Origin of the sequence: Flavonifractor sp. An10 (assembly GCF_002161215.1) — a bacterium.
Classification (GTDB): domain Bacteria; phylum Bacillota; class Clostridia; order Oscillospirales; family Oscillospiraceae; genus Flavonifractor; species Flavonifractor avistercoris.
In genome coordinates, this window is sequence record NZ_NFMB01000003.1 from 255,676 (window position 1) to 281,472 (window position 25,797).

At 57.5% G+C, this 25,797-nt stretch carries 24 protein-coding genes; 9 read left to right on the forward strand and 15 right to left on the reverse strand.

Annotated features, from left to right (window positions below):
* Positions 1 to 5: 5 nt before the first annotated feature.
* From B5E42_RS06520 to B5E42_RS06540, 5 genes are all read right to left on the reverse strand, one after another.
* The gene (locus B5E42_RS06520; protein WP_087237862.1) at positions 6 to 1,271 is read right to left on the reverse strand and encodes a restriction endonuclease subunit S; all 1,266 of its coding nucleotides are present in this window, start codon (positions 1,269 to 1,271) and stop codon (positions 6 to 8) included.
* Positions 1,265 to 3,715: a type I restriction-modification system subunit M gene (locus B5E42_RS06525; protein WP_087237864.1), complete on the reverse strand. Its 2,451-nt coding sequence runs from the start codon at positions 3,713 to 3,715 to the stop codon at positions 1,265 to 1,267. Before B5E42_RS06525 ends, B5E42_RS06520 begins: the two co-directional genes overlap by 7 nt.
* Positions 3,716 to 3,796: 81 nt before the next feature.
* A complete protein-coding gene (locus B5E42_RS06530; protein ID WP_087237866.1) occupies positions 3,797 to 5,074 on the reverse strand; it encodes a DUF4143 domain-containing protein in 1,278 nt (425 codons plus the stop codon).
* Positions 5,075 to 5,197: 123 nt separating this feature from the next.
* Complete coding sequence (locus B5E42_RS06535) at positions 5,198 to 6,076, reverse strand: hypothetical protein (protein ID WP_087237868.1); 879 nt, start codon at positions 6,074 to 6,076, stop codon at positions 5,198 to 5,200.
* On the reverse strand, positions 6,066 to 8,948 hold the full coding sequence (locus B5E42_RS06540) for an RNA dependent RNA polymerase (RefSeq protein ID WP_242967043.1): 2,883 nt from the start codon (positions 8,946 to 8,948) through the stop codon (positions 6,066 to 6,068). Before B5E42_RS06540 ends, B5E42_RS06535 begins: the two co-directional genes overlap by 11 nt.
* A gap of 308 nt (positions 8,949 to 9,256) precedes the next feature.
* Here B5E42_RS06540 and B5E42_RS06545 point away from each other — a divergent pair, with 308 nt between their 5' ends.
* The 5 genes from B5E42_RS06545 (at position 9,257) to B5E42_RS06560 (ending at position 14,622) form a co-directional block, all read left to right on the forward strand.
* Positions 9,257 to 10,408 carry an AAA family ATPase gene (locus tag B5E42_RS06545; RefSeq protein WP_087237870.1) on the forward strand — a complete coding sequence of 384 codons (1,152 nt, stop codon included), beginning with the start codon at positions 9,257 to 9,259 and terminating at the stop codon, positions 10,406 to 10,408.
* Positions 10,409 to 10,637: 229 nt separating this feature from the next.
* Positions 10,638 to 10,964: a hypothetical protein gene (locus B5E42_RS06550; RefSeq protein WP_087237872.1), complete on the forward strand. Its 327-nt coding sequence runs from the start codon at positions 10,638 to 10,640 to the stop codon at positions 10,962 to 10,964.
* A 3-nt stretch (positions 10,965 to 10,967) separates the two neighbouring features.
* On the forward strand, positions 10,968 to 12,479 hold the full coding sequence (locus B5E42_RS06555) for a relaxase/mobilization nuclease domain-containing protein (RefSeq protein WP_087237874.1): 1,512 nt from the start codon (positions 10,968 to 10,970) through the stop codon (positions 12,477 to 12,479).
* 103 nt (positions 12,480 to 12,582) lie between these two features.
* Complete coding sequence (locus B5E42_RS19135) at positions 12,583 to 12,753, forward strand: hypothetical protein (RefSeq protein ID WP_162613919.1); 171 nt, start codon at positions 12,583 to 12,585, stop codon at positions 12,751 to 12,753.
* Positions 12,754 to 12,873: 120 nt separating this feature from the next.
* Positions 12,874 to 14,622, forward strand: a complete 1,749-nt coding sequence (locus B5E42_RS06560; RefSeq protein ID WP_087237876.1) for a recombinase family protein — start codon at positions 12,874 to 12,876, stop codon at positions 14,620 to 14,622.
* A 261-nt stretch (positions 14,623 to 14,883) separates the two neighbouring features.
* Here B5E42_RS06560 and B5E42_RS06565 read toward each other — a convergent pair whose 3' ends face one another.
* Positions 14,884 to 17,586 carry a M56 family metallopeptidase gene (locus B5E42_RS06565; RefSeq protein ID WP_204244385.1) on the reverse strand — a complete coding sequence of 901 codons (2,703 nt, stop codon included), beginning with the start codon at positions 17,584 to 17,586 and terminating at the stop codon, positions 14,884 to 14,886.
* The gene (locus B5E42_RS06570) at positions 17,583 to 17,966 is read right to left on the reverse strand and encodes a BlaI/MecI/CopY family transcriptional regulator (RefSeq protein WP_087237878.1); all 384 of its coding nucleotides are present in this window, start codon (positions 17,964 to 17,966) and stop codon (positions 17,583 to 17,585) included. Before B5E42_RS06570 ends, B5E42_RS06565 begins: the two co-directional genes overlap by 4 nt.
* A 203-nt stretch (positions 17,967 to 18,169) precedes the next feature.
* Here B5E42_RS06570 and B5E42_RS06575 point away from each other — a divergent pair, with 203 nt between their 5' ends.
* From B5E42_RS06575 to B5E42_RS19310, 4 genes are all read left to right on the forward strand, one after another.
* Positions 18,170 to 18,742: an inorganic diphosphatase gene (locus tag B5E42_RS06575; RefSeq protein ID WP_087237880.1), complete on the forward strand. Its 573-nt coding sequence runs from the start codon at positions 18,170 to 18,172 to the stop codon at positions 18,740 to 18,742.
* A 94-nt stretch (positions 18,743 to 18,836) separates the two neighbouring features.
* Positions 18,837 to 20,006 (forward strand): UDP-galactopyranose mutase, encoded by a 1,170-nt coding sequence (gene glf / locus B5E42_RS06580; protein ID WP_087237881.1) that lies wholly within the window; start codon positions 18,837 to 18,839, stop codon positions 20,004 to 20,006.
* A gap of 11 nt (positions 20,007 to 20,017) precedes the next feature.
* Positions 20,018 to 21,046 carry a glycosyltransferase gene (locus B5E42_RS06585; protein ID WP_087237883.1) on the forward strand — a complete coding sequence of 343 codons (1,029 nt, stop codon included), beginning with the start codon at positions 20,018 to 20,020 and terminating at the stop codon, positions 21,044 to 21,046.
* Between the two features lie 23 nt (positions 21,047 to 21,069).
* Entirely contained in the window at positions 21,070 to 21,237 is a 168-nt protein-coding gene (locus tag B5E42_RS19310; RefSeq protein ID WP_204244386.1) for a hypothetical protein, read from the forward strand.
* 44 nt (positions 21,238 to 21,281) lie between these two features.
* Here the strand turns inward: B5E42_RS19310 and B5E42_RS06590 are convergent, their stop codons facing one another.
* The 8 genes from B5E42_RS06590 to eutM form a co-directional block, all read right to left on the reverse strand.
* Positions 21,282 to 21,893, reverse strand: a complete 612-nt coding sequence (locus tag B5E42_RS06590; protein WP_242967044.1) for a single-stranded DNA-binding protein — start codon at positions 21,891 to 21,893, stop codon at positions 21,282 to 21,284.
* A gap of 108 nt (positions 21,894 to 22,001) precedes the next feature.
* The gene (locus B5E42_RS06595; RefSeq protein ID WP_087237887.1) at positions 22,002 to 22,436 is read right to left on the reverse strand and encodes a cupin domain-containing protein; all 435 of its coding nucleotides are present in this window, start codon (positions 22,434 to 22,436) and stop codon (positions 22,002 to 22,004) included.
* Entirely contained in the window at positions 22,429 to 23,520 is a 1,092-nt protein-coding gene (gene eutH / locus B5E42_RS06600; protein ID WP_087237889.1) for an ethanolamine utilization protein EutH, read from the reverse strand. The genes B5E42_RS06595 and eutH overlap by 8 nt, the downstream gene beginning before the upstream one ends.
* Positions 23,521 to 23,574: 54 nt before the next feature.
* Entirely contained in the window at positions 23,575 to 23,808 is a 234-nt protein-coding gene (locus B5E42_RS06605; protein WP_087237891.1) for a EutN/CcmL family microcompartment protein, read from the reverse strand.
* Positions 23,783 to 24,055: a hypothetical protein gene (locus B5E42_RS06610; protein ID WP_087237893.1), complete on the reverse strand. Its 273-nt coding sequence runs from the start codon at positions 24,053 to 24,055 to the stop codon at positions 23,783 to 23,785. The genes B5E42_RS06605 and B5E42_RS06610 overlap by 26 nt, the downstream gene beginning before the upstream one ends.
* A complete protein-coding gene (locus tag B5E42_RS06615; RefSeq protein ID WP_087237895.1) occupies positions 24,052 to 24,675 on the reverse strand; it encodes a phosphate propanoyltransferase in 624 nt (207 codons plus the stop codon). The genes B5E42_RS06610 and B5E42_RS06615 overlap by 4 nt, the downstream gene beginning before the upstream one ends.
* Positions 24,662 to 25,399 carry an ATP-binding protein gene (locus B5E42_RS06620; protein WP_087237897.1) on the reverse strand — a complete coding sequence of 246 codons (738 nt, stop codon included), beginning with the start codon at positions 25,397 to 25,399 and terminating at the stop codon, positions 24,662 to 24,664. Before B5E42_RS06620 ends, B5E42_RS06615 begins: the two co-directional genes overlap by 14 nt.
* A 3-nt stretch (positions 25,400 to 25,402) precedes the next feature.
* Positions 25,403 to 25,702: an ethanolamine utilization microcompartment protein EutM gene (gene eutM, locus B5E42_RS06625; protein WP_087238277.1), complete on the reverse strand. Its 300-nt coding sequence runs from the start codon at positions 25,700 to 25,702 to the stop codon at positions 25,403 to 25,405.
* Between the last annotated feature and the right edge of the window lie 95 nt (positions 25,703 to 25,797).

The window sequence follows — 25,797 nt, forward strand, 5'->3', positions numbered from 1 at the left end:
CTCCTTTACACCAACCTAACCTTTCCCGCCAGGAGTTGTTGCATCATACCCTGCTTGACTTGGCGGTATTTTGCGAGCTTTTGCTCCAATTCCGCAATTTCATCGTCCATATCAGACAGAATACAAGAAATTGCTCGTTGCTCCTCATATTTTGGCACAATCAGTTTTGTCTGTGCGATGCTTGCCTTACTGATAGAAGAAACCTTTGTACCAACAATAAAGGGCAAAAGCTGATCGTGGTAACATGCCGCATTCAGGTAATAGCCCAGAAATTTTACAGCGAAGCGCACTTTCGGTCTGCACAGCAGGGTGTGCTGTCCGGCCAAAACAGGGCATTCCACATTGATAACTTCAAGCGCCTTTCCAACGGTTTCATCTTCCGCGGTATCAGCAATAACAACATCGCCGGATTGCAGATAGCATTTTTCAGCAAAGCGGCTTAGATCAATTTCTTTTTTGATGTACGGAATTTCATTGCTATCGGCACTGATATAGGTTCCAAATTTAGTGAGTATATCGCCATAGTGGATGTTTTTGACCTTGCCGCTAACCGATAGCTGTGCCCTGGTAAAAGCATTGTTGGAGATGAAATCAAATAGGTCACCAAACACAAATGTTTCCCATTCACCAGAGAATCCTGGCAGGCGGTGTTTGCCGGTCAGAAGTTCCTGCATCACCCCCTGCTTAATGGCTTTTTTCTTGGCTATCAGCTTTTCGGTAAGGGCAAGTAGGTGGTCAATATCTGTTAAGACTTTTGCAATTCTTTTTTGCTCGTCTACTGTTTCCGGCAGATAAAACTCTAATGCACACAGTATTTTCTCATTCAATCCTGCCATGGTTGTCCCGTATGAACTTTGTATGAGAAACTGCTTGGTTGATGGACTTTGGAACAAATACAGCATCAAATCAGGGCTGACTATATTTTGATCAAATCTAATCCGAATGCCATCAGATCCCAGAAAGTAACGTTCTAAACCAATAGGAATAAGAGCAGAACGTTCAACGCTTCCCTTGCGTGCAAAAACAATGTCCTTCTCGGATAAGGCATATTTTCTCAACCGAGAATAAGTGCCATCTGTAATGCAAGGAGTTTCGGCTGTTATCCGAATGAATCCTTCTCGAATCTCACGAACTGAAATGATTGGAATCCCATAATCCACAAATTCACTTGCGCTAAGCACTGTTCCAAAGGGGCCTGTTTGAATTGTAGTCTTTGTCCGTGAAATCAACTCGCCTATAGTCCACTTCTTCCATTTTTGAGCATTTACCATACAAATCCCATCCTTTTCAGATGAGCCTTGACCTTGGACTCATAATCAGCAACAGCGGCAGATAGTTCCGGCAGGGTATCCTCATACCGCTCCACCAGTTCCACAATACGGTTGGTCATCTGGTGGGAAGTGGTGACATACAGCGCCTTGATTCCTTCAAAGATGGTGGCATACCATTTGCGGTTTACCAATAGATCCAGAATCTCTTCATCGGTCAGCAAAGCATACTTTGCCCGAACCTTTTCCTCCAATTCGGCGTTCATTTCCTTGACGGCCTTATTCTGCTTGGAAAGGGAATCCGTCAAGTCCACAAATTGCCTCAGTAGCGTATATTCCTCTCCCTTGGGATCAGTCTTTTTCAGCACCTTCAAACGGGCGGCGACAGCTTTAGCGTCTACCTTATCCTTATCGTTGAGGTGTTCTTTCAGATATCCGTCATCGCCGGTCTGCTCCTCCACGAACTCGGCCAGTCTGCTCTGGGTCTCTTCGGCAATGACCTGCGCCTCATTGATTTTCTTGCGTTCGGGGGCAAAGAACACGGACTCAATCAGTGCCCGAGGCAGCAAAACACCCTCCCAACCAATGACCTTTTCCTGCCCCTTTTTCTTGCCGGAGGTGTATTCCCCCATGATGTTTTCCCATGTCCGGGCGACGCCATAGCCGTCCACCGACACAAGATAAACATCGTCGCCCATGACTTCGTGCCAGTAGGAAAGCAGCACTTCGTAGACATCGTACTTATCCACCAGCTCCAGACCATCGAAACAGCCAATCAACTGCTCTGACAGCTCCACGATATAAGGCTTGACTTCCGTATCTTCATCAATGCTCCGGAGGCCGGAATCCACCATCTGCATCCACGCGTCAAATGCATTGTCGATGCGCTCGGCGTAGGCAGAAAACTCAGGGTCGTTATAGACCTCATTGCGGATATTCTCTTTGGGAATGTTCAGCTGATAATAGCCATCCCGCATCTGAGAAAACAGCTTGCTTTTCAGGCCGGGGAACAGCGCCCAATACTTCTTCATGGAATCCACATCCGTCGCAGGAATACCGCCATGTAGATGTCCGTCAATGTCCTGCAAATCTTCCGGAGTGGAACTGTCAATGTAACGGGGGATATTCAGGTTATATTCGTTTTTCTTCTTGATTTCGTCATTGGGGACGAAACGGGCATACTTGGAATCATCTGTGATTTGCTGATTGAATGTGGTGACGATTTTATAGATGTCCCGCTCACGCAGGCGGTTCTTGTTGCCATCCTTAACAAAGTCATGGCTGGCATCAATCATAAAGATACCTTTGCGCTCGGCAGCATCAGCCTTATCGATAATAATAATACAGGCAGGGATGCCGGTGCCATAGAACAGGTTGGCGGGTAAGCCGATAATGCCCTTGATATAGCCCTTATCGATAATGGCCTTACGGATAGTTGCTTCCGCATTGCCACGGAACAGAACACCGTGGGGAAGAATGACCGCAGCCTTGCCAGTGCTTTTCAAGGACTTTAAAATATGGAGTAGCCACGCAAAGTCGCCGTTCTTTTCAGGCGGTCTGTCACCATAGCCATCAAAGCGGCCATAGTCCTTAAGACCATCCGTCCAGTTTTTCAGAGAGAACGGTGGATTGGCCACCGCGAAGTCGAATCGCTTCAGCACCTCATCATCGGAGCCTTCTTCAAAATAGTGGGGTGAAGAGAATGTGTTTCCCGCTTTGATCTCACCTGCAGCTTTATTGTGCAGAACAAGGTTCATCTTGGCAAGGCCAGCGGTCGTCACTTCCTTTTCTTGTCCCCAAATGGCAATCTCAAAGGGCGCTTCATCCGCTGCGCGAATCAGAAGTGAACCGGATCCGCAGGCAGGGTCATACACGGAGTAACCCTCGTCGCGCTCTTCGATGCTGTCGATACCGATCACTTTGGCAAGAATACGGGAGACTTCGGCCGGTGTATAGAACTGGCCCTTGCTCTTGCCACTTTCCGTGGCAAAATGACGCATCAGATACTCATAGGCATCGCCAAGAATATCATCGCCGCCAGCCTTATTCTTTTTAAAATTGAATTCGTCACGCTGGAAAATGGCAATCAAGCCAGTGAGCTTATCCACCATTTCTTTGCCGCTGCCCAACTTGGCCTCATCATTGAAATGGGCATTGTCGATTACGCCTCGGAGATTGTTCTCTCCGGCTTCTGCCAACTTGGCAATGACCTTATCCATTTCTTCACCGATATTTTTATTGCCCTTCAATGCAACCAAATCGTCGAAACTGCCGCCTTCGGGAACCGTAATATCGGCATATTTTACGCCCTTAAACTTGTCCGTAACATATTTCACGAACAGCAGGGTCAGGATATAGTCTTTATACTGAGAGGCGTCCATGCCGCCCCTCAGTTTATCGCAGCTCGCCCAAAGGGAACTGTACAGCTCATTTTTCTTTATTGCCATCTTGGCAAATCCTCCTTGATTCAGGGAATTTCCCCCCAAATGAAAGCTATAAACTTTAAACTTAACTTTGCCAAGTTAGCATTAAGGTTTAAGTGCAGTAATCGGCACAACGAACACCCCATCTGACCGCTGATAAGCGGCATTTGCCATACCGCACAGCACGCAGAGAACCGCAGGAGGCTTTCCCTTAGGATCTTCCGAAATCTGCTTTTTGATCTCCAGCAAGTTAGCTGCAGCAGCGTCAATCTGGTTGGCACCCAGTTTGATTTCAAAAGCGCACCACTGGCCGTCAGGCAGTTCGATGACAGCATCGATTTCCTGATTTTTATAATCCTGATAGTGGTACAGATTTGCCCCGAAAGATTCCGCATAGATTCGAAGGTCACGTTCGCAGAGCGCTTCAAACAGGAAACCGAGCGTCTCCAAATCGCCCATCAGTCCAGCAGGGGTAGCTTTCAGCAAAGCACAGGCCAGAGAAGGGTCGGAGAAGTGCCGCTTTTCAGCCTGTTTAATACGGACGGAGGAACGGATGCCAGATGAGAATGGCGGCTGATTGTCCGTAATAAACAACCGCTTAAAAATATCCAGATAGGCAGACACCGTATTGGAGTCAATATCCTCGTCATCTACTGCCTTAATGTCTTTCATTAAAGTCTTATTGGTGACAGTGGTGCTTTCGTTACGGGCCAGAGAGCGCAACAGCAAGCGCATCTTGGATGTATCGCGCTTCACACCGTCGATGCGGTACACGTCATCGTCGATAACAGCATTGAGATATTCCAAAGGAAGCAGAGCAGCCTGCTCAATAGGCAATCCCAAACTGCCAGGCCATCCGCCGCGAATAATCAGCTCGATCAGTTTTTTCAGATCCATCTCGCCGGTTAATGCAGGGGCCAACTCGCCGTGGCACAGTTTTTCCAAGGAAACCTTTCCGCAGGAATCTCCAGACTCGTATAGGGACATGGGACGCATCCGCAGCTTGGCAATACGGCCTGCACCGCTGTGCAGGATGCCTTTATGGTTCGGAGTAGCAGAACCGGTCAGAATGAATTGTCCTTTTTCCGCAACCTGATCCACCTTGTACCGCACGGCATCCCAAATAGGAGGAACTTCCTGCCATTCGTCGATTAAGCGCGGAGTTTCACCGTCCAGAACCAGAGCAGGAGACAATTCGGCCAGTTGGCGGTTCTGGAAGTTATTGGCGGGATCGCCAATATAGATTTCGCTTTTGCTGTGATAAGAGGATGTCCAGGTCTTTCCACACCACTTGGGACCCTCAATGCAAACGGCGCCAAAGGCCGACAGATATTCCTTAACCTTTGTATCAATAACGCGGGGTTTATAGTTCTGCTTATCCATAAACACTCACCTCGACTATAAACTGAGTCTATTATAGTCCATTCAGCTGAATTTTACAACTACATTCAGTTGGATTTTTGCTTTTCGTTCAGTTGAATTTCCGCCTTCCAACCAATCAACTTTCTATCTCAAGTTTGGTGTATAATCTGCCTTCACCAGGTAACGCCCGATGCCATATCCGGAGTCGCTACGTTCAAACACTTCTTTCGGCAGAGTTGGCAGATACTTTCGCCCGAAAGCTGTACCAAAGCATGCCTCGAAGTTGGTTGTCGGCAGCACGACCCAGTCGGTATCGTCCTGCCTGTGCGCCATGTAATAGAGAACCAGCGCTTTTATGACTTCCAGTGGAATCTCCTTTGGCGTGACCGCACGCAGCTTTTCCAGATACTCCGGCGGCAGCTCATGTTCCGCGTTTTGCAGTGGCCCCAGCTCCAGCGCATCGGCAAGCACATCGTCGAAACGTAGGACCCATGCGCCCTTGGTATTCTCAGAAAACAGCGGCACCTGGAACTGAATCACCTTGCTGCGCCAAGCAGTGTCGAACTTGGCCTCTATGACCTCTGCCTTTGGTATGACCGTCTTGCGAACCTTATCAGGATCGTTCAGCACAAAGCGGGCAAGACGGTGAACATGGCGGTGGAACCAGCCGCTGCCGTCAGCGTCCACCAGTTCAGGAAACATTACATGCAGCTCTTCAAAATGGCTCTTATTCGGCCGCGCCTTTTTGGGCGCGGCTTTTTTGCTGTCCGGAACACTGCACCAGGCACACAGAGCCTTGCGTACATAATCCAGGCGCTCCCTTGGGTCACTGTCGAGAATATTGCCGTCTACATCATGGTACATATACCCGCGGGCGATGATGGTCAGAACTCGGGCCAGACCCTTGAACTCCAAAATGGTGGTAAAGGTGAAGCGGCCCATATAGGCGGTGTCGTTTTTACTCTTGGCGGTATAGCTTACAGCCCCGGTGTAGTCCAGAAATTCCTGCCACTCATTCAGCATAGGACACCTCTAACACATTCTTTTCGATTTGGTCGATCAGCAGCTCCCACAGCAGATCTCGCTTGCTCAACGCAACCACATACTGTACGGCGATACCGGGGCGCACGATTTTGTTCAGTAGTTCGCGGCACTTTTTCGAGACAGGTTCTTTGTAGTCGGCGGAAAAAGAATGCTCCATGTAGGCTTTCATCATAGCGGCAAAATTGGCAGTGTCCGTTTCGCGCAGGAGCTGTTTGCGCTCCAGCGCATTGTTTTCATCGTCAATGTCGCAGACCAGATCGCCCAGGATGCGATAACCGCTCTGCCGGAAGTCAGTCAGCAAATCATAATAGTCGGTCGCTTCCGGCAGGTACTCCGCCAAAAACAATTCCCGTTTGTCTGCTGCCATGAAGGGCCATTGTTGGTCAGAAATGGAATGCCGCAGCGCTGTGATGCGTTCCGGTGGAAACTGACGGAAGAAAGCGTACAGCTCATCGGAGTCATATAAATCTTCTTGTCCTCTGGCATATAGGATGCGCTCGATGTCGCTTTTCTTTTGTCTGTGCCTTACCGGGACGCGGCAGGCGCGGATGCGGGAAAGGCAGCGCTCATAATCTTTCAGCAACTCAGATACAGAGGAAAGAATTTGGGGATCGAGCCGGATCTGCCAACCATCCTCTTGCGCAAAGGTAAACAGTTCTCTGTCCTCTGCGAGGGTAGGTTTGATTCGCGGCGTGTTCTGCTTCAGCTTCCGCGCCAGATAGGGCAGCTTCTCAATGTGGGACTCGACCGTACTCCAGTCCGTCCGTGCAAAGAATGCGTCCAGCTTTTCTTTGTGGGTCGGCTCATACCACGCCCGCCGTGTCTCCTCTGCCTGTTCCGCCAGATATTTATACTGGAGGAATGCACTGCGCTTGACGCGTTTCGTACCGATGTATTCGTCAAGGTCGGGCCTCACACCGCTTTTGGCAGCGTCGATCTCCAGACCGCTGAGAATGGCCAGCGTCTCAATTTCTCTGCGGCAGCGCTTCCGCTCTTCTGGGTCGGCGCTGTCACTGTAAGCAATCACGCTACGGTCCATGGCAGCGTTGCAGATTTGACCGATGCGGGCGGCAAAGGTATTCTCCACCGTGTGGAACTGCTCACGCCAATCGTTGGGGGCAGACGATGGGGCGGACAGGGACGGGATCTTTAGCAGCGGCAGATTGGCGTTGTTGGAAAGCTGCTGATGCACCTCGTATTCATAATTGCGCTTGACACAGCGGTTCAGGATGGGATCGGCAACAGTCTTGATTTGATCACCGTCGTAGTCAGCACCACCCAGACGCTCCGCCGCCAAAGAATCGGCAGACACAAAGACCACATCAGTCAAATGGCCGAGATAATGTTCACGCAGCTCGTCCCCATCTGGATAGACGGAAAGCTGAAGTTCCTCGTTGCGGGCGATGTGTGGATTGCGAAGCAACGTGCAGCTCTCGTCGTGCCCATAAGCGGCGCCGGGTGCATAAAAGCTGTCCTCCGCAAAGAAATCTACAGTGACGGCATCACAAAACACACGCTCTGCGGGCATCTGAAACACGCGGGGAGACATCAACTGGCGCAGCAGTTCCAGCAAATCGCCGGAGAGGAATCGATTATCTCCCGGCACCAATAGGTGACCGATGGCGTAATTCTTCAACAGCGTTTTCGCCTGTGTTTCCAGAGCATCGGTGTAAATGGGTTCGTTGATGAATCGTGGATTTTTGTTCAGTACTGCGGCAAGAATGTACGCGCGGCTTTTGCGCGGTTGACTCAGGCCGTCCAAAAAATACTTTTTGCGGAAATAACTGTTGGCACAGAAATTGTAGTAAGCAGTCTCGGTCGCCTTGGTCAGCCATTGCCGCTTATCTGTTTCCGGGCTGCAGTTCCAACCGTCGGGAAGATCGGCGGGGCGAAATTCCTCTGGCTGAATGGATACCGTGGACAGAAATTGATAGTTCAACGCAACAAGGGATTCAGCATGTTCCTTATTCGTGTTGGTGATATACAGGGCGTGCCGGTATTTACGAAACGCTTTCCAATAGTCCTTCCAGCTCATATCGTTTTCCTGGAGCCAGCGGTCTGCTTTGAACTGGCTACGGGTCAGAATGATATCTACATTCTGGACTGAGTGATTGATGCCCCAAATGTCCTGAATGACCTGCGTTCCGGAACGCTTCAAGAAATCTTTGAAGTCAACCTGGTGGAGCATTCCTTTGATGTAGGGCAGACGAATCTGGAAAGAGGTGTGACAGTGTCGCCCACAGTACGCTTTATCTACTGTCTCTGCGTACTCCTTTGAGATCAACCCAACGCCGTCAAAGCAAGTGATGTTGATATCTTCGATCGTTTCCTCACGATAATATTTTCCGCACTTATCCCCCTCCACCACGGTAATGACAGGCACTCGTTGCATGAGCTTCTTGGGATTATCCACGACGATCACGCGGTGGGGCTTGTCGATTCGGATTCCATCCACCCGTGTGCCGGAGGAAAACATCAAACCGTTGTAGGCGTAGAGTTTACTGAGTTTGCAACGATCCAAGGTCATGTCCAGCATGATACGCTGGCGCATGATTGCATACAGGTCAGCACGAATAAACGACAGCCTGGACTGGCGGCTCATGCTGGCTGAGCGTTCAAAGCTGACGTAGCGGTGGAGACCGCTGCCGAAGTCCAGCGTCACACCTTCAGGGCGGAACATGTCTTTCGCTTTCTCCCGGCGAATCTGCTGCGTGCGGTTGCTGCCCCGTCGGTCAAAGATGCCGGAGAAGTCCATGTAGAAGATCACGTCCGCAAGGTCGGTGACCATTCCCTCTCCTTCGCGTTCCCGGTAGCGGTCGCCGCGGAGCTGACACATCAGCTGAAAGAACATGGCACAGTCATCCTGCTCGTGTTTTGCGCCGGGGATCATACAGTGGTCCGTTGCAGTACGGTTCAACTGAAATGTGTATACACCATTTTCCTCTCTGGCATAGCTCATAAGCGTTCTGGCTGAGAGTTCATAGATCCGGTATTTAGTTTGCGGCATCGTATCACCTCCGTTTTCATTCTGACAGAAGCGCAACCCCCATAATCTACACAGCTACATCATATCACAAAATCGTTCAGATGCAATAAAAATACTGGCCCCACTTTTTTCAGCGAGGTCAGTATTCTATTTCTTTTAAGGAGGTATACCATATGTACAAAAGCAACATCCAACCCCTCAACACCATCGACGGTGAAACCCTGATGAGCATCCCCATGGAGCCACTGAACTTTGTGGTGGACTCGCTCATCTCACAGGGTCTGCACATTCTGGCCGGCGCACCGAAGGTGGGGAAATCCTGGCTTGCGCTTTGGCTGGCAACCACCATTGCCAAGGGAGAACCCGTTTGGAATCTCCAGACAAAGCAGGGCACCACGCTCTACCTCTGCCTTGAAGATTCCACACGCCGCATCCAGAACCGGCTCTTCAGTATCACGGACGAGGTCCCGTCCAGCGTTCGCTTCTGCACCGAAAGCAACATCCTGGAGAAAGGTCTGGAGCAGCAGCTCACCCAGTTCCTCAAAGAATATCCGGACACGGTTCTGATCATCATTGACACGTTGCAGAAAGTGCGCAGCGTGAAAAATGATAACGCCTATGCCAACGACTACCGTGACCTTTCTCTGCTCAAGCGCATTGCAGATCAGCACGGCATTGCCATCCTGCTCGTTCACCATCTGCGCAAGGAGGGTGATGAAGATGTGTTCAACCGCATCTCCGGTACCACCGCCATCAGCGGTGCGGTGGATTCCAGTTTCACACTGGTGGAGGACAAGCGCGGCAGTGGTCGTGCGAAACTCTCCTGCATTGGTCGTGATATTGAATACAGAGAGATAGAGTTGGAACGGAACAAGGATAATGTGTGGCAGCTCATCTGTGACAGCAAGGTCACTCCCGGCGGAAGCATCCCTGCCGCCATCTCTGCATTCATGTCGAACCGTACCGAGTACATCGGCACTCCCACGGAGTTCGCTGAAGAGATCGACCCTGACGGAACGCTGGGGATTACACCGAAGAAAGCAGCGCGGTTGCTCTCTGAAAGCCTTGCAACCCTAAGGCAAATCGGTGTTACCGCCTGTCTGCGCCGCAGCAACGGAAAGCGCATCGTCGAGCTGCACCGTGCCGAAAGTGTCGACACGCCGGGGGTTGACCCTATCGACCCTTGTGAGGCCACAGAAGGCGATTTGTCGGCTGTTTCCGCCTCTGCCGGGTTAAACACTCTACCGCGAAATCTGCCCCGATTTTCCGCCACGTTCGGCGAAACGGTGGAGGTTACGGCAGAGAGGAAAAATTCCCTCCCATAACCGGGCTCCCGCCGAAACCCAGCGAGAGCGGTTTCGGTGGGAAGAGGGCGAACGACAGAACGAACGAGCTTTGCCGCTTGCGGCGGAGCGAGGGATGTGTCGTCCGTGAGGACGACAGCGAGCATCGCCTTTGGCTGTCCACCACCGCCCGGTCGGGCGGCGGCGTACTGCCTTCGGCATCTCCTTTCCGGGCAGAAGCCCGGACCCACTTTATCACGGAGGTATTCATTTGAAGAAAAAAGTCAACCGCACAAAACCAGTTTCATTGACCTTCCGTGTCACGGAAGGTGACGCAGAGCTCATCCGGCGGAACGCAAAGTCCGCGGGGATGGATCTGACAAAGTACCTGACGACATGCGCCGTCGGGAAAGAGATCGTACACATCAACGGTTTCGATGACTGCGCCCGTGCGTTGCGGCGGCAGGGAACGAATCTCAATCAGCTCATCACACTGGCAAACATGGGCAGGATCAGTTCCGTTAATGTTGGTGAAACCTATGAGCTCTATCTGGAGATTCAGAAACTGCTGAAAGAGGTTCTGGAGAGGAAGGTGTGAACCATGGCAACGGTCACACCCATCAACCGTCCGAAAGGACAATGCCGCGCCGGACTGTCTGCTGCATTGGACTACGTCATGCAGGAGAAGAAAACCGAGTTCGAAGGCCGGCAATTGGTTACAGGTGTCAACTGCCAGCCCGAGATCTGCTACACACAGTTCATCAGCACCAAACTTCAGTACGGCAAGTGTGACGGCAAAATGTATTTTCATTTCGTGCAGTCCTTCCACCCGGATGAAAATATCACACCGGAGAAAGCACACGCCGTTGCTCTGGAGTTGGCGCAGCAGTGGAAGGACTACGAAGTCATCGTTGCAACACATACCGATGCGGAGCACATCCATTCCCACTTCATTATCAACTCGGTCAGTTTTGAAAACGGCAGGAAACTGCATTTCGAAAAAGACGATCTGACGCAGCTCCGAAAATTCTCAGATGAGATCTGTATGCGTCACGGCCTGTCCATTTGCCAGCCGAAGAAGCAACAGACCTCGGGAATCAGGCAGGCGGAGTATCACGCGGCGATGCGCGGCGAGAGCTGGAAGGTGGCTCTCGCCATTCAGATCGACGAGTGCATGAAATATGCCGTCAACAAGGAGCAGTTCATTGAACTGATGCAGAGCGAGGGCTATCAGGTCAAGTGGACGGATAGTCGCGCGAATATCACCTACACCACACCCGACGGCAAAAGCTGTCGGGATTTTCGTTTACACGATGAAAAATATTTAAAGGAGAACATGGAATATGAATTCTACATTCGAGCGCAGCAATACACGACCCAGCATGGCGGATATGAAAGCTATGCAGCAAACGGCTCTGAGCCACAATATAGACAAGGCTGGAAATATCCAGAAAGCAGTCACGCTGACAGAGGAGAACTGGACAGGCCTGACCAACGCAGTGGAGCTGACCGGACAGTCCGTTCTGCAGCTCCAGGAGAGTGTGGAGCATCTGCTCACGGACGAGCAGATGGACGCAAAGCTCAAAGCACAGGTGCAAGCTTTGATGGCGCAGCACAGAACAGCAATCTCCGAGATGCAGTTGGAGGTGCAAAAATTGACCGAGAGCAGCACCGAACGCTGGAAGCAGATGGAGAACAGCGCGGAGCGCACTCTGAACAGGATGCAGCGGGATCAGGAAGTGGCGCTGAAGGAGTTCGGGAAACAGGTTGGGAGAGCCAGCGAGGAGTATTCTACCGAACTCTCCAGGGCGAGCGATTCCGTGAAAAGGTTCGCGAGTCGAATCCAGCTGCAGATGTATCTGCCCACCATCATTCTGGTGCTGTGGGAATTGGTGCGGCATCTGTTCTTGCTGGATTGAGTGCCATGGATGCCGACAGCGATGATCCGGAGGAACGGTGCCGTAAGATGGAGGCCAAGACTGCGGCGCAAAATCTCGGCGCGGCAATTGGCCTGGTGGCTGGAGCGGTCATTGCAGCAAACAGACACAAGTCCGCAACAGAACCGGACGATCACACAAACGAACAAACACAAACCTGGCAGCAGACCATGTAACAGTCTGCTGCCTTTCTCATTTTCAGAAAGAGGTGTTACTCAAGACCTGTATTTTTCTTTCCTGTCGGGGCAATAATTTTTACAGCAAAGGAGGTGGGCGGCAGTGACTGCGCAACACATCCAATCACTGGAACAGAAAAAGAGACATGCGGCGGAACAGATCTGGCTTCACTATTACAACCAGACGCTGTTCGAAAAGGGCTTGATCACGGAAACAGAACGAAATCGTATGAAAAATCTGATCAACGGGTTAGCGCCGTCCACCACTAAATAGTTTTCTCGGGGAGCATCACACACGATGCTCCCCCTTTTTCGAAATTCATATTGCTTTATTCATACAGAAATGATATATTGATTATGATAATGATAAAACGAAAAACAAGGAGGCGGAGTCATGGACATCCACACCATCCGAATGATGCTCAAGACACGTTCTATTTACGATATCCCGTTGCGGGTGACCTACTATGCCCGAGTATCGTCCGAGAGTGATGAGCAGCTCAACTCGCTTGGAAACCAGATTGCCTACTACGAGGATCTTATTAGAAAAAATTTGACCTGGACATTCGTCCCTGGGTACATTGATGAAGGCCTCTCTGGCATTTCTACAAAGAAGCGTGAGAACTTCAATCGCATGATTGACGATGCGGCTATGGACAAATTCGATTTGGTGATCACCAAAGAAATCTCAAGATTTGCACGAAACACACTGGATTCCATTCGATTCACACGGCAACTTCTCGGATACGGCGTCGGTGTGTTCTTCCAGAATGATAACATCAATACATTCGACGAGGACTCAGAATTACGTCTGTCCATCATGTCCTCCATCGCGCAGGACGAGTTGCGCAAGCTCTCGAGCCGCGTGAAGTTCGGTCATCAGCAGGCGATCAAATCCAACGTGGTGCTTGGCAACAGCCGCATCTTCGGATATACAAAAGCTGATGGAAAACTGGTCATCGACGAAACCGAAGCACCAATGGTCCGCGAACTCTTCGAGCGCTATGCTACCGGCGAATACTCCATGAAACAGCTTGAAACGATCTTCTGGGATAAGGGCTACCGCAATCATAATGGCAACAAAATCGCCCATACCACCATGTCCAACATGATCGCAAATCCCAAGTACAAAGGCTACTATGTGGGGAACAAGGTCAAGGTCGTGGATATGTTCACCAAAAAGCAGAAGTTCCTCCCACCGGAGGAATGGGTCATGTTCAAGGATGAAACAGGAGAAATTGTCCCCGCAATCGTAACGGAAGAAATTTGGGATCAGGCCAATGCCGTGCTGAAAAAGCGCAGCGAGGATGTAAAAGCACGCCAGGGAATCAGCAACCATGCAAACCTTCTGACCGGAAAACTATACTGTACCCATTGCGGTGCGGCCTACTATCGACGTGACACGGTCGACCGCTCCGGCAACAAAAACAGTAAATGGGTATGTTCCGGCAAAATCAAAAACGGAAGCGACTCCTGTCCGTCCTTTGCAGTGTACGAAAGCGAGATAAAGCCTCTCCTGCTGGAAGTGTTGAGGGATACCGAGGCAGATGCAAAAGCTCAGATTGCGCGATACATGGAACTGTATACCAGTCTGGCAGGCAGCGGTGGGATCACTGAGCAAATTCAAGAACAGGAGCAAATCATTGAACTGACGGAAAAGAAGAAGCAGAAGCTGCTCCAGCTCGCCGCCACCGGAGAAATGAGCGACCGGGATTTCCTGTCTATGAACAAGCAGTGTACTGCTGAAATAGACACAGCAAGAGAACTGCTGGCCGAACTATATGCCCAGCGCGAGTCTGCCGATGATTTGAAAAAGCACCTTGATACCATTCGCCAGGTGCTGAAGGAAGCTGAGCGGGATGCAGTAAAGGGTGTCGTCAACAAAGATTTCGTGGACAAGTTCATCGACAGGATCTTTGCCACCATGGTCGATGAAACGACGATGCAGCTCCAAATAAAGATATTCACCGGTGAAGTCACGGAAAAGTATCTGGCAAATCTCAGAGTTCGCGCAGGTAACATCATTGGTGCAAGCGAGAAGCCAAGCGAAAACGCAGTCGCCGCAATAGCTGTCGCCGACGATAGTCGTACGGGTCAAACGTTCAAGAAGATGATTCAGGCTTACGAGAACGGCATGCAGTAACCATTCTGCCCGGATCGGCCTGTAAATCAGCGGCGGGGCGGAGGAAATTCCTCCGCCCCGCCTCAGCCTGTCGAAAAAGTCTTTTCGACAGGCTGCTGAACTTTTTGAAACTTCAAAAAAGTTTCAAAAAGTTATTTGATCCAACGCGAAAGGGAACCCTGACGGTTCCCTTTCACACTATCCTTCCCTCCGAATCCTTTGGCTGGAGGGTTTATCGACAGTCTCCGTCGGGGCGGAGGAAATTCCTCCGCCCCGCCTTTTTCAAACCGGCTGGAAGTCCAGCGCGTCCAGGGGTACCTCCACGGGGACGGCCCCCTCTCCGCCCCACCAGGTACAGTTCAGCGCCAGGGGAAAGGCGGGTACGCCGGCTCCGTCCGGCAGGAGCAGCTCCACCGTATCCACCTGGCGGCCCAGCAGGGCAGACGCGGCGGCCTTTACATCCGCCGCCTCCATCCGGCCGTCCCGCCAGCGGCAGAGAACCGCCGGATTGTCCAGCCCGTAGTGGAGGTTCAGCACCTCCCGGTCTCCGTCGCCGTCCACATCCAGCTCCCACACCTGCCCGTTGTATTCGGCCAGCAGCTCCGGCTCCCCAGCCTCGTTGATGATGTAGTACTCCACAGGGATGGACTGTATCCCCAGGCCGTAGGTGAGCACAAAGCCGTCGTGGCCCAGCACGCCGGTAAAGGCGTGCGCCTCCACAAGACCGGAATAGGGGTAGCGCAGCTCGGGGCCGTAGTCCGCCGGAAGCTGCCGGAATGGAACAGGCTCCTCCCCGTCCCGCGCCAGCCAGAAGGTGAGCACCCCCTGCTCATCGGGGGCCAGCTCAATGTGATAGTCCCCGCCCCAGCTCCAGGTTGTCTCGCCGTCGTAGCCGGGGAAGGCCTCGTCCCCGATGGGGCCCCGCTCCGACAGGGGCGTGGTGCTGGTCTCCACCACGTCCCGGATGCCGGTGAAGTGGTTCTCTTCGTCAAAGCAGTACCAGGCGGTGCCCTGGTGGAGCTGGTTCTCCGTGTCCACCCAGGCCCAGGAGTACTGGAGGGACAGGCTGTCCTCCGACCAGGCCAGGGGGACGCACCGGGGGAAGGGGTCGGCCAGGGAAGCCAGTCTGTATTCCGGGTGCAGGGTCTCATAGGTGAGGCCCGCCACACCGTCCGGGTGTTCCATTTCCGGATAAAAGGGCCCGATCGGGAAGGCAAAAGACGTCCGGAATCCGTTGCTCACCGTGGCTGCAACCCGCTGGTTATCGGGCGACCAGAGCGGATCAGAGAGCGCGCCTCCGGGGAGTCTGCCGGTGCAGCTGACCTGCCCCAGGGCCACAGGGTGCTCCCCGCTGATGTCGTAGAGCATGCAGTCCGCTCCCGACGGCTGTATGGAGATCAGGCGGGTACCGTCGGGGCTTTCGGTGCGGTCATGGCCCAGCACCAGGGTGTCCCGCACCCCCTCGGCCTCCTCCCGGCTCACCTGGGACAGGTCAAACCACAGGTCATAGATGCCGGTGTCCGGATAGGCCTGGTTCATCAGATAGAAGGTGTGCAGCTCCTCCCGGCCGTCGGAGCGCTCCACCAGCACCTCGTAGGTGTAGAGGGGCCACTGTCTCTCCTCCCATGGCTCCTCCCCCATATATTGCACCTGGGCCGCCGTCAGGCTGACCGCCTCCGTCGGGAGGACGGGATTGCCGTCGTCGTCGGCCATCTCCATACCGTAGGTGGTGACCAGGGCGGCGAAGTCGGGCAGGCGATCCTCCCGCAGCATCCACTCCGGTTCAAAGGGGCTGACGATCATGCCCCAGGCGGGGGGCTGTCCCTCATCCGCGTCCGACAGCTCCACCACAAGGCTTCCGTCTGTTTGAGAGGCCGCCACATACTCCCCAACACCCTGGAGTGTGTAATTCTCCTGGTCAAAAATACCGTTGAGCTGGCCTGGTTCCTCCGCCGGTCTCAGGGAGCAGGCGGCGGCCCCGGCGGAGATCACCAGGGCGGCGGCGCAGATCAGGGCCACTCCCTTTTTCCGCTTCCCACCCGAGGCGACGGACAGCAGCCGCTCCTTCATGGCCGCCCTGCCGCCTTTGAAGTGGGTGGTCAGGGGGGCCCGGGCCTCGATGCCCTCCTCCACCGCGTCCAGCATGGCCGCCCCGTAGGCCGCCCGGAAGGCGGCGTCCTGTCCCGCCACCGCCGCCTCGTCGCAGGATCGCTCCAGATCCCGGTTGGCGGCCCGGGCCATCCCGTGCACCAGGGGGTTGAACCAGTGGAGGGCCCGGGCGAGCAGCAGGAGCAGCTTGTACCACAGGTCGCGGCGGCGGGTGTGGATCAGCTCGTGGCGGAGCACCCCGTCGGAGACGGCCTCCCGCGGCAGGAGGAGCACCGGGTTGACAAAGCCGGTCACCAGGGGCGCGCCCACCGCCGGGCAGATCAGCAGGGCCAGGTTGTTCACCCCCAGCTCCGCCTTCGCCTCCTCAAATCGCGCCAGCAGGGCGGCGTCCTCCGCCGGAGCACCCCAGCGGCGCACCCGCAGGCGGAAGCGGACGTACTTCGCCAGATGCCAGGCCAGGAACACCCCCGCCCCGGCCAGCCAGAGCAGGGCCAGCAGCTGCCCGGCCGTGAGGACGGTGGTGTACCGGTCGGCGGCGGACGGGGCATCCGGCTCCCGCGGGGCGCTGTACGCCGCGCTTTGGGCCTGCTCCGCCTCCAGCGGGGTCATCACCCGGTACTCCGTGCCGCCGGGATTGGTGCGGTGGGTGTCCACCCGCACCAGGGCCTGCCGGGGCGCCGCCTCCACCGTCACCGGGGCCTGGGGCAGGCTCACGTTGAAGGGGATGCACAGGCGGAGGGCGGCCAGCAGCCACACCCAGTAGAAGGCCTTGGCCCGCAGCTTCTCCTTCAAAAGAGGCCGCAGGCCCAGCAGCACGGCCAGCACCACGGCCATGGTGAGGGAGATCTCCAGCACGTCGGCAAAGCGGGCGGTCATGTGCCTCCCCCCTTCCCCATGGCCTCGTCCAGGAAGGCCCGCAGCTCCGCCAGATCCTCCCGGCTGATGGACTGGCTGTCGTACAGGGCGGTGACCAGGCCGGGCAGGCCCTTCCCCTCCAGGAAGGGGGCGTTCTCAAAGGCCACGTACTCCCCCTCGCTCACCAGGGGGGTGTACACGTTCTGCCGCCCCTCCTTGCCGGCGGAGAGGAACCCCCGCTCGGTGAGCCGGGACAGCAGGGTCTGGAGGGCGGACAGGTTCCAGGGCCGCTCCTTCTCCAGCCGGGCGCGGATGGCCCCGGTGGGGGCGGGAGCGGGGAGCCGCCACACCGCCCGCATGACGGACAGCTCCGCCTCGGGCAGACGAACCAGCTTTTTCATGCGCCTCATCTCCTACAAATGTATGTCCTTACAAGGAGAGCATACATCTGTAGGTTTAATTTATCAAGACAAATGTTGTTTTTTCCCCGCCGGACAGCTATAATAAAAGCTGCAATATCTGCAAAATCTCCCGCCCCGGCGCCCGGAGCAAGGCCGGGCCACTTTATCATAGAACGTACTGCAAAGACAAAGGAGAGGTTACTATGTCCAATATCTGGCATGACATCAGCCCCAGCCGCATCCAGCCCGAGGACTTCGTGGCTGTCATCGAGATCCCCAAGGGCAGCAAGAAGAAGTATGAACTGGACAAGGAGACCGGCCTGATCATTCTGGATCGGGTGCTCCACACCTCCACCCACTACCCCGCCAACTACGGCTTCATCCCCCGCACCTACGGCGACGACGGCGACCCCCTGGACGTGCTGGTGCTCTGCTCCGAGGAGATCGACCCGCTGACCCTGGTGCGCTGCTACCCCATCGGGTACATCTCCATGCTGGACAGCGGCAAGAACGACGAGAAGATCATCGCCATTCCCTTCTCCGACCCCACCTACAACACCTTCCACGACCTGATGGATCTGCCCGCCCATATCTTTGACGAGATGGCCCACTTCTTCACCGTCTATAAGTCCCTGGAGGGCAAGGAGACCGTGGCCGGCGACGTGAACGACCGCGCCGCCGCCATCGGCGTCATCCGGAAGGCCATGGATCACTATGCCGAGTGCTTTCTGGGCGGCCCCTCGGCCAAGGAGGGGCTCTACGCCTCCGACCGCTGAATTTTAAGAATATCTTAATCCCTTTTTCGCCCCCTTTTTCTCCGCTCTGTGGTAAACTGGGGGCGTATCTTATGAGAAGAGAGGACGTTGTCCCATGAATCAACCATACGACTGCCTGGTCATCGGCGCCGGGCCTGCGGGCGCCGTGGCCGCCCGGGAGCTGGCCGAGCGGGGCGGCCGGCGGGTGCTGGTGCTGGAGCGCCGGAACCATGTGGGCGGCAACACCTACGACCGCTTCGACGAGAGCGGCGTGCTGATCCACCAGTACGGCCCCCATATCTTCCACACCAACAGCCGGCGGGTGTTCGAGTACCTCTCCCGCTTCACCGCCTGGCGGCCCTACGAGCACAAGGTGGTGGCCAACATCCCGGAGGGGGACGGGCGGCTGGAGTACCCGGTGCCCTTCAACCTGGTGTCCCTGCGGAAGGCCTTTCCGCCGGAGGACGCCCACCGGCTGGAGGACAAGCTCACCGCCGCCTACGGCCGGGAGAAGAAGGTCACCATTCTGGAGCTGCGCCGGAATCCGGATCCGGAGATTGCCGCCCTGGCCGACTACGTCTATGACCACGTGTTTGTCCGCTACACCATGAAGCAGTGGGGGCAGACGCCGGAGGAGATCGACCCCAACACCACCGCCCGGGTGCCGGTCTTCCTGTCCGAGGACTGCCGCTATTTCCAGGACGTCCACCAGGGCATGCCCCTGGAGGGATACACCCCCCTGTTCCAGCGCATGCTGGATCATCCCAACATCACCGTGGAGCTGAACACCGACGCCGCCGCCCGCATGCGCCTGGAGGACGGCAGGGTGTACCTGGACGGGGCGCCCTTTGCCGGCACGGTGATCTACACCGGCGCGGCGGACGAGCTGTTCGGCTGCCGGTACGGCCGGCTGCCCTACCGCACCCTGGACTTCGTGTTTGAGACCCACCCGGTGGACTTCTGGCAGAGCCACGGCACGGTGAACTACACGGTGGATCAGGACTACACCCGCATCACGGAGTTCAAGTACCTCACCGGCCAGGAGCTGCCCGGCGCCACCACCATCGCCAGGGAGTACTCCCGCTCCTACACCGGCGAGGCCGGCCAGGTGCCCTACTACGCCATCATCAATCCGGAGAACAACGCCCTCTACGCCCGGTACGCGGCGGAGGCGGAGCGCTATCCGGACTTCCACCTGCTGGGCCGGCTGGCGGAGTACAAATACTACAACATGGACGCCATCGCCGCCCGGGCGCTGGAGCTGTGTGACGATTTACTGAAATGAGGAAACCGCCCATGTCAAAGCTCATTACCTTCGCCGTTCCCTGCTACAACTCCGCCGCCTATATGGATCACTGCGTCCAGACCCTGCTCACCGGCGGGGAGGACATTGAGATCATCCTGGTGGACGACGGCTCCACCAAGGACGACACCCCCGCCATCTGCGACCGCTACGCCGCGGAGTACCCGGACATCGTCCGGGCCATCCACCAGGAGAACGGCGGCCACGGCGAGGGGGTCAACCAGGGCCTGCGCAACGCCAGCGGCCTGTATTACAAGGTGGTGGACTCCGACGACTGGCTGGACGAGGCGGCCCTCCAGACCGTGCTGGACAAGCTGCGGCAGTTTGCCGCCTCGGAGAATCCGGTGGATCTGTTCATCGCCAACTACGTGTACGAGCACGTGGAGGACAACACCCAGAAGGTCATGCGGTACACCAACGTGTTCCCCCAGAACCGGGTGTTCACCTGGAACGACATCGGCCGCTTCCGCCCCTCCCAGTACCTGCTGATGCACTCGGTGATCTACCGCACCGAGATGCTGCGCGCCTGCGGGCTGGAGCTGCCCAAGCACACCTTCTATGTGGACAACATCTTCGTGTACCAGCCCCTGCCCTCGGTGAAGAGCATGTACTACATGGATGTGGATCTCTACCGCTACTTCATCGGCCGGGCCGACCAGTCCGTCAACGAGAAGGTGATGGTCACCCGGGTGGATCAGCAGGTGCGGGTCACCAAGCTGATGATCGAGAGCCACAACCTGAAAGCCCTCTACTACAGCCAGCCCAAGCTGGCCCGGTACATGATCAGCTACCTGTCCATGATGATGACCATCTCCTCCATCTTCCTCATCATCGACGGCTCCCCCGCCGCCCTGGGCAAGAAGACCGAGCTTTGGGAGTACCTGCGCTCCCACAGCCCGGAGCTGTACCACAAGCTGAAATACCGCTCCATCTCCTTTGTGGGCAACATCCCCGGCTACCAGGGGCGCAAGCTGTCCGTCAAGCTCTACCGCCTGGCCCGGAAGATCTATAAATTCAACTGAGTTGCGTAATGGGGGTATCTGTGATGAAAAACCTTCTCGCAGGCGGCTTCCTGTTCGTGGGCGGGGCAGTTCTGCTCACCGCAGACGGCGCGGTTTCGCCAGTCATCTCCGGTGCGGGCGGGGTTTGCACCATGCTCGGTGTGGGTATCCTGCTCTACTTTCTGTTCAGTAACAACGGAAAATACGAATAACACATGGGAGCGGGACCGCAGATGCGGCCCCGCTCCCATGTTCTCTATTCACCCACCGGCTCCAGCTTCATGACGGACACCTCGTAGGCGGTGCGCACCTCGCTGACGCCGTGATCCACCTTGGTGTAGGCCCGGCTCTGGAGGCGGCCCTCCAGGCGCACCCCGTCCCCCACCTCCAGCCCGCCGCACAGCCGGGCCAGGCCGCCCCAGGCGATGCAGGGCAGGTAGTCCGCCCGGCCGTACCGGCGGTTCACCGCCAGCATCAGGTCGCAGATATCCCGGCCCAGGGGGGTGCGCCGCAGCACCGGCGGCTTGCACAGCACCCCCGCCAGCAGCAGCTGGTTCTCGTCCTCCCCCTCCCAGGGGCGCAGAGCCTTGGCGTAGAGGGTGATCACCAGGCGGCTGCCCTTGCCGCTCTTGTTGTTGAAGGAGCGCACCTCCCCCTCCACCTCCAGGGCCATGCCCGCCGTCACCGGCTGCTCCGCCAGCAGGGGGCGCGGAGCCAGCACGTTGATCCGATCCTCCGAGCCCGACAGCCGCAGCACCGTCAGGGGAAAGGTCTCGTATACCACGCCGTGGCTCTCGTGGGAAACCACCGGCTCCGCCGCCGCCGTGCCCCGCAGCAGCGCCCGGTTCTCATTCCAGCCTGTTTGCATATCCATCCACTCTCCTACCTGGTTTCGGTAACTGTGGCATGTATATGCGGGCCCGTCCCCCCTTATGACGGGGGAAAGCCCGGAACCAGTTCGGTTCCGGGCTTCCTGTTACTGTACGCCGGTCTGGCTCTGCCAGTCCGCCGGATAGACGAAGTAGAGAAACCGGGCGTGTCCGGTGACGGAGAACCGGATGGCGCTGCCCTTGGGGATATAGAGCACCTCCCCCGGCCCGGCGGAGATCTTCTCCCCGCCGATGAGCACATCCAGCCGCCCGCTGACCACGTAGTCCATCTCATCGTAGTGCAGCGTCCAGGGGAAGGTGGTGTCGGTCATCTCCATGATGCCCGCCCCCAGCCGGGGGGACTGCTCCAGGGTAAACAGATCCCGGGTGTACACCCGGTCGCCCGGGTTTCCCGTGTCCATCCGGTGGCGCTCGTCCACCCCCAGGGTTGGCACGGGCACAGATCTTACGCCGTGTCCCCCGCCGCCCAGCTGCTCCAGCAGCACCTGGCGCACCAGCTTCTCCAGCTCCCGCTTATCCACGGTCTTCCCCCCTGTCCTTCCGGGTGAGCAGCATGGCCGCCGCCACGGCGGTGACTCCCCCCACCAGCTTGCCCACAATCATGGGGAAGAGCATGGTGGAATCAAAGCCCGCCGTGAAGCCCAGGTGGTCGCCGAACACGAAGGAGGCGGACACGGCGAAGGCCACGTTGATGATCTTGCCCCGGCGGTCCATGCCGCCCATCATCTGGAACATGGGGATGTTGTTGGCCAGGGTGGCCACCATGCCGGCGGCGGCCACGTCGTTCATGCCCAGCAGGCCCCCCAGCTTCATCAGGGGTCTGCGGAACACCTTGGTGATCACAAACACCAGGGGAAAGGCCCCCGCCAGCACGATGGCGATGTCCCCCACGATCTCCACCCCGTCGGAGATGGGGTTCAGCCCCGGGATCAGGGTGAGGGGGGTCAGCTCCTGGATGATGGCGGCCGCCAGGCCGATGGTGATGATGATGACGATGATCTTCCCGAACACCTGGAAGCCCTTCACCATGCCGCCGGGGATAAGGAACAGCCCCAGGGCGATGAGCACGGCGATGAGCACGATGGGGATCAGGTTGCGCAGCACCATGGTCAGGGGGAAGCCCGCCGCCAGGCCGCCCGCAAAGCTGCCGATGGGCACGGTGACCACGCCCGCCAGCACGCCGGTGGCCAGGTGGGGCCGATCCTCGGCCTGGATGATGCCCAGGCCCACCGGGATGGTGAACACGATGGTGGGGCCCAGCATGGAGCCCACGATCAGGCCGCCGAACTGGCCCGCCTCCTGGGTGAGGGCCAGCTCCCGGGCCAGAGGGGCGCCCCCCATGTCGTTGGCCAGGATGGTGCCGGCGAACATGGCCGGGTCGGCCCCCAGGAACCGGTACACCGGCACCACCACCGGCCGGAGCAGGCTGGCCAGCACCGGCGCCAGGCAGATGATGCCGATCATGGCCAGGGCCAGGGAGCCCATGGCCAGGATGCCCTCTTCGAACTTCTCCCCCAGGCCGAACTTATTGCCGATGATCCGGTCGACGGCCCCCAGGGCCATGAACAGCACCATGAGGTAGACGATAATCTCGTTGATGGACATTGGTATGTCCCCTTTCTTTTGCCTTGCGAAATACGGCGGGGGCAAGCCCCCGCCCTACACGCCGTCAATGATGCCCACGATGGCGGCGTCGATGGGGATCTCTCCCCCCGCCGCCACCCGGGCCGCGCCGCCGGTGGCCACCAGGACGGTCTCCCCCTCCCCGGCCCCTACGCAGTCGGCGCATACCAAGATCCGCTCCCCCACCCGGACGGTCAGAAAGGCCTGCCCCGTCAGGGCGGAGGATTTTTTTGTGGCCCAGACCTTACCGGCCACCTGTCCCAGCAACACAGATTCCCATCTCCCGCAGACGCCGCTCCAGGCCGGCGCATTTCTGATAGATGCCCAGCGGGGCGGTGCGGCGGTAGCGGCGGTACTCCAGGGCTTCCCGCCCCACCCGCACCCGGGCCCCGGCCAGCAGGGCGGCCAGCACCTCGGTCTCCGCCGCCGTCTGGGGGGCGCAGGCGGCCAGGCGGCCCATGGAGGCCACCGGCAGCCAGGTGATCACCAGCGTCCGTCCCCGCCACTCCAGGGTCATTTCAAAATCAGGCCCCGGTCGCCCTTGCGAAATCCACAGGCGTTGGCCTCGTCGTAGTCGATATGCACCACGGTGGAAAATTTGGGGGACACCCGCACCTCCACGTCCTCCAGCACCGCCGGGCGGGCGGTGAAGCACCGCAGGCGCACGGTCTGCTTGTCCGCCACGCCGAAGCGGGCGGCGTCCGCCGGGGTCATGTGGATGTGCCGCTTGGCGGCGATCAGGCCCCGCTCCAGCCGGAGCACCCGGTCGCCGTGGCGGAGGGTGATCCCCGGCGTGCCGGCGATGTCGCCGGACAGGCGCACCGGCGGCGTGATCCCCAGGGCCACCCCGTCGGTGAGGGAGATCTCCACCTGGCTCTCCGGCCGCTCGGGGCCCAGGATCACCACGTTGGGGATGCTCCCCTTGGGGCCCTCCAAAGTGACCCGCTCGGCGCAGGCAAACTGCCCCGGCTGGGACAGCTCCTTCACCCGGTTGAGCTGGTAGCCCGCGCCGAACAGGGCCTCCAGATCGTGCCGGGACAGGTGGACGTGCCGCCCGCTGGCCTCGATCCCGATGGTGAGGCGGGCCACAATCTGCTCCGCCAGGGCGGCGGCGTCTATGGCATTAAGCGTGTGCATAGTGTCCCCCCTTGCATTTGCACATGAGAATCCACAGCAGGGAGGACAGCCGGTTGAGCCCCTGTATGATGTCGTCCCTGGTGACCCCGCCGTCGGCATCCCGGAAGGCGGCGTAGGCCGCCAGCTCGGTCTGCCGGGCCACGGTGCGGGCCCGGTTCACCGCCAGCAGGGCGTGCGCGTCGGTACAGCTGGGCAGAAAGTGGGGCTGCCCCAGGTGCTTGTCCGGGTAGTGGGACACCTCCCGCAGCTGCTCCGCCGTGTAGCCGCACAGGTGGATGGGCCCCACCGGCTCGTCCAGCACGTCGCAGCGGATGAACCGGCGGGTGAAGGCCAGGGCCTCCCCCAGCTCGTCCTCCAGGGCGGTCAGCCCCTCCTCCGCCGCCGCCTGCTGGGCCAGCAGCAGCTCCGCCTCCAGGGCGTCGATCCACCCCCGGAAGGCGATGCGGGGGTGATCCTTGAATACCAGGATATTCCCCCTCAAATGGGTCATGTGCTCGGGCTTGTTGTTCAGGGCCGCGCCGAACAGGGTCTGATATTTGGCGGGGGCCGGCGCGCCGGGGGCGTGCTCCGGGGATTCCCCCTGTGGGTAGACCACCTCCACCTTATGGGCCCGGAGCCAGTCCCGGGCCCCGGGGGTGAGCACCTCCCCCCGGTTCACCACCACCGGGCCCCGGACGCCGTTGTCCGACATGCGGCGCACGTCCTCCTCGGTCAGGAGCGCCATGGCTTACTCCCCGCCCAGCTCGCCGGAGGCGTGGGGCAGGATGTGATCCACCTCGGCGTGGGGCCGGGGGATCACGTGGACGGAGATCAGCTCCCCCACCTTCTCCGCCGCCGCGGCCCCGGCGTCGGTGGCCGCCTTCACCGCGCCCACGTCGCCCCGTACCATGACGGTCACCAGGCCGCCGCCCACCTGCTCCTTACCCACCAGCTGCACGTTGGCGGCCTTCACCATGGCGTCGGCGGCCTCAATGGCCCCCACCAGTCCTCTTGTCTCCACCATGCCCAGCGCGTTTGTGTTTGCCATGCTTCGGTTCCTCCTGTCAGTCGTCTGTTTTGGCTGTTCCGGCTCCCCCGCTGCCTCGGGGGGAGCCGGCTTTGGTTTTTTCGTGTTCCCGCTCC

What these genes read in the sequence shown, in the direction of transcription:
- B5E42_RS19310 (WP_204244386.1), top strand. Translation starts at nt 21,070, where the DNA reads ATGAAAAACCTTCTCGCAGGCGGCTTCCTGTTCGTGGGCGGGGCAGTT.
- eutM (WP_087238277.1), bottom strand. Translation starts at nt 25,702, where the DNA reads ATGGCAAACACAAACGCGCTGGGCATGGTGGAGACAAGAGGACTGGTG.
- B5E42_RS06570 (WP_087237878.1), bottom strand. Translation starts at nt 17,966, where the DNA reads ATGAAAAAGCTGGTTCGTCTGCCCGAGGCGGAGCTGTCCGTCATGCGG.
- B5E42_RS06545 (WP_087237870.1), top strand. Translation starts at nt 9,257, where the DNA reads ATGTACAAAAGCAACATCCAACCCCTCAACACCATCGACGGTGAAACC.
- B5E42_RS06535 (WP_087237868.1), bottom strand. Translation starts at nt 6,076, where the DNA reads ATGCTGAATGAGTGGCAGGAATTTCTGGACTACACCGGGGCTGTAAGC.
- B5E42_RS06590 (WP_242967044.1), bottom strand. Translation starts at nt 21,893, where the DNA reads ATGCAAACAGGCTGGAATGAGAACCGGGCGCTGCTGCGGGGCACGGCG.
- B5E42_RS06540 (WP_242967043.1), bottom strand. Translation starts at nt 8,948, where the DNA reads ATGTTCTTTCAGCTGATGTGTCAGCTCCGCGGCGACCGCTACCGGGAA.
- B5E42_RS06560 (WP_087237876.1), top strand. Translation starts at nt 12,874, where the DNA reads ATGGACATCCACACCATCCGAATGATGCTCAAGACACGTTCTATTTAC.
- B5E42_RS06585 (WP_087237883.1), top strand. Translation starts at nt 20,018, where the DNA reads ATGTCAAAGCTCATTACCTTCGCCGTTCCCTGCTACAACTCCGCCGCC.
- B5E42_RS06610 (WP_087237893.1), bottom strand. Translation starts at nt 24,055, where the DNA reads ATGACCCTGGAGTGGCGGGGACGGACGCTGGTGATCACCTGGCTGCCG.
- B5E42_RS06530 (WP_087237866.1), bottom strand. Translation starts at nt 5,074, where the DNA reads ATGGATAAGCAGAACTATAAACCCCGCGTTATTGATACAAAGGTTAAG.
- eutH (WP_087237889.1), bottom strand. Translation starts at nt 23,520, where the DNA reads ATGTCCATCAACGAGATTATCGTCTACCTCATGGTGCTGTTCATGGCC.
- B5E42_RS06555 (WP_087237874.1), top strand. Translation starts at nt 10,968, where the DNA reads ATGGCAACGGTCACACCCATCAACCGTCCGAAAGGACAATGCCGCGCC.
- B5E42_RS06615 (WP_087237895.1), bottom strand. Translation starts at nt 24,675, where the DNA reads ATGCACACGCTTAATGCCATAGACGCCGCCGCCCTGGCGGAGCAGATT.
- B5E42_RS06620 (WP_087237897.1), bottom strand. Translation starts at nt 25,399, where the DNA reads ATGGCGCTCCTGACCGAGGAGGACGTGCGCCGCATGTCGGACAACGGC.
- B5E42_RS06520 (WP_087237862.1), bottom strand. Translation starts at nt 1,271, where the DNA reads ATGGTAAATGCTCAAAAATGGAAGAAGTGGACTATAGGCGAGTTGATT.
- B5E42_RS06575 (WP_087237880.1), top strand. Translation starts at nt 18,170, where the DNA reads ATGTCCAATATCTGGCATGACATCAGCCCCAGCCGCATCCAGCCCGAG.
- B5E42_RS06565 (WP_204244385.1), bottom strand. Translation starts at nt 17,586, where the DNA reads ATGACCGCCCGCTTTGCCGACGTGCTGGAGATCTCCCTCACCATGGCC.
- B5E42_RS06525 (WP_087237864.1), bottom strand. Translation starts at nt 3,715, where the DNA reads ATGGCAATAAAGAAAAATGAGCTGTACAGTTCCCTTTGGGCGAGCTGC.
- glf (WP_087237881.1), top strand. Translation starts at nt 18,837, where the DNA reads ATGAATCAACCATACGACTGCCTGGTCATCGGCGCCGGGCCTGCGGGC.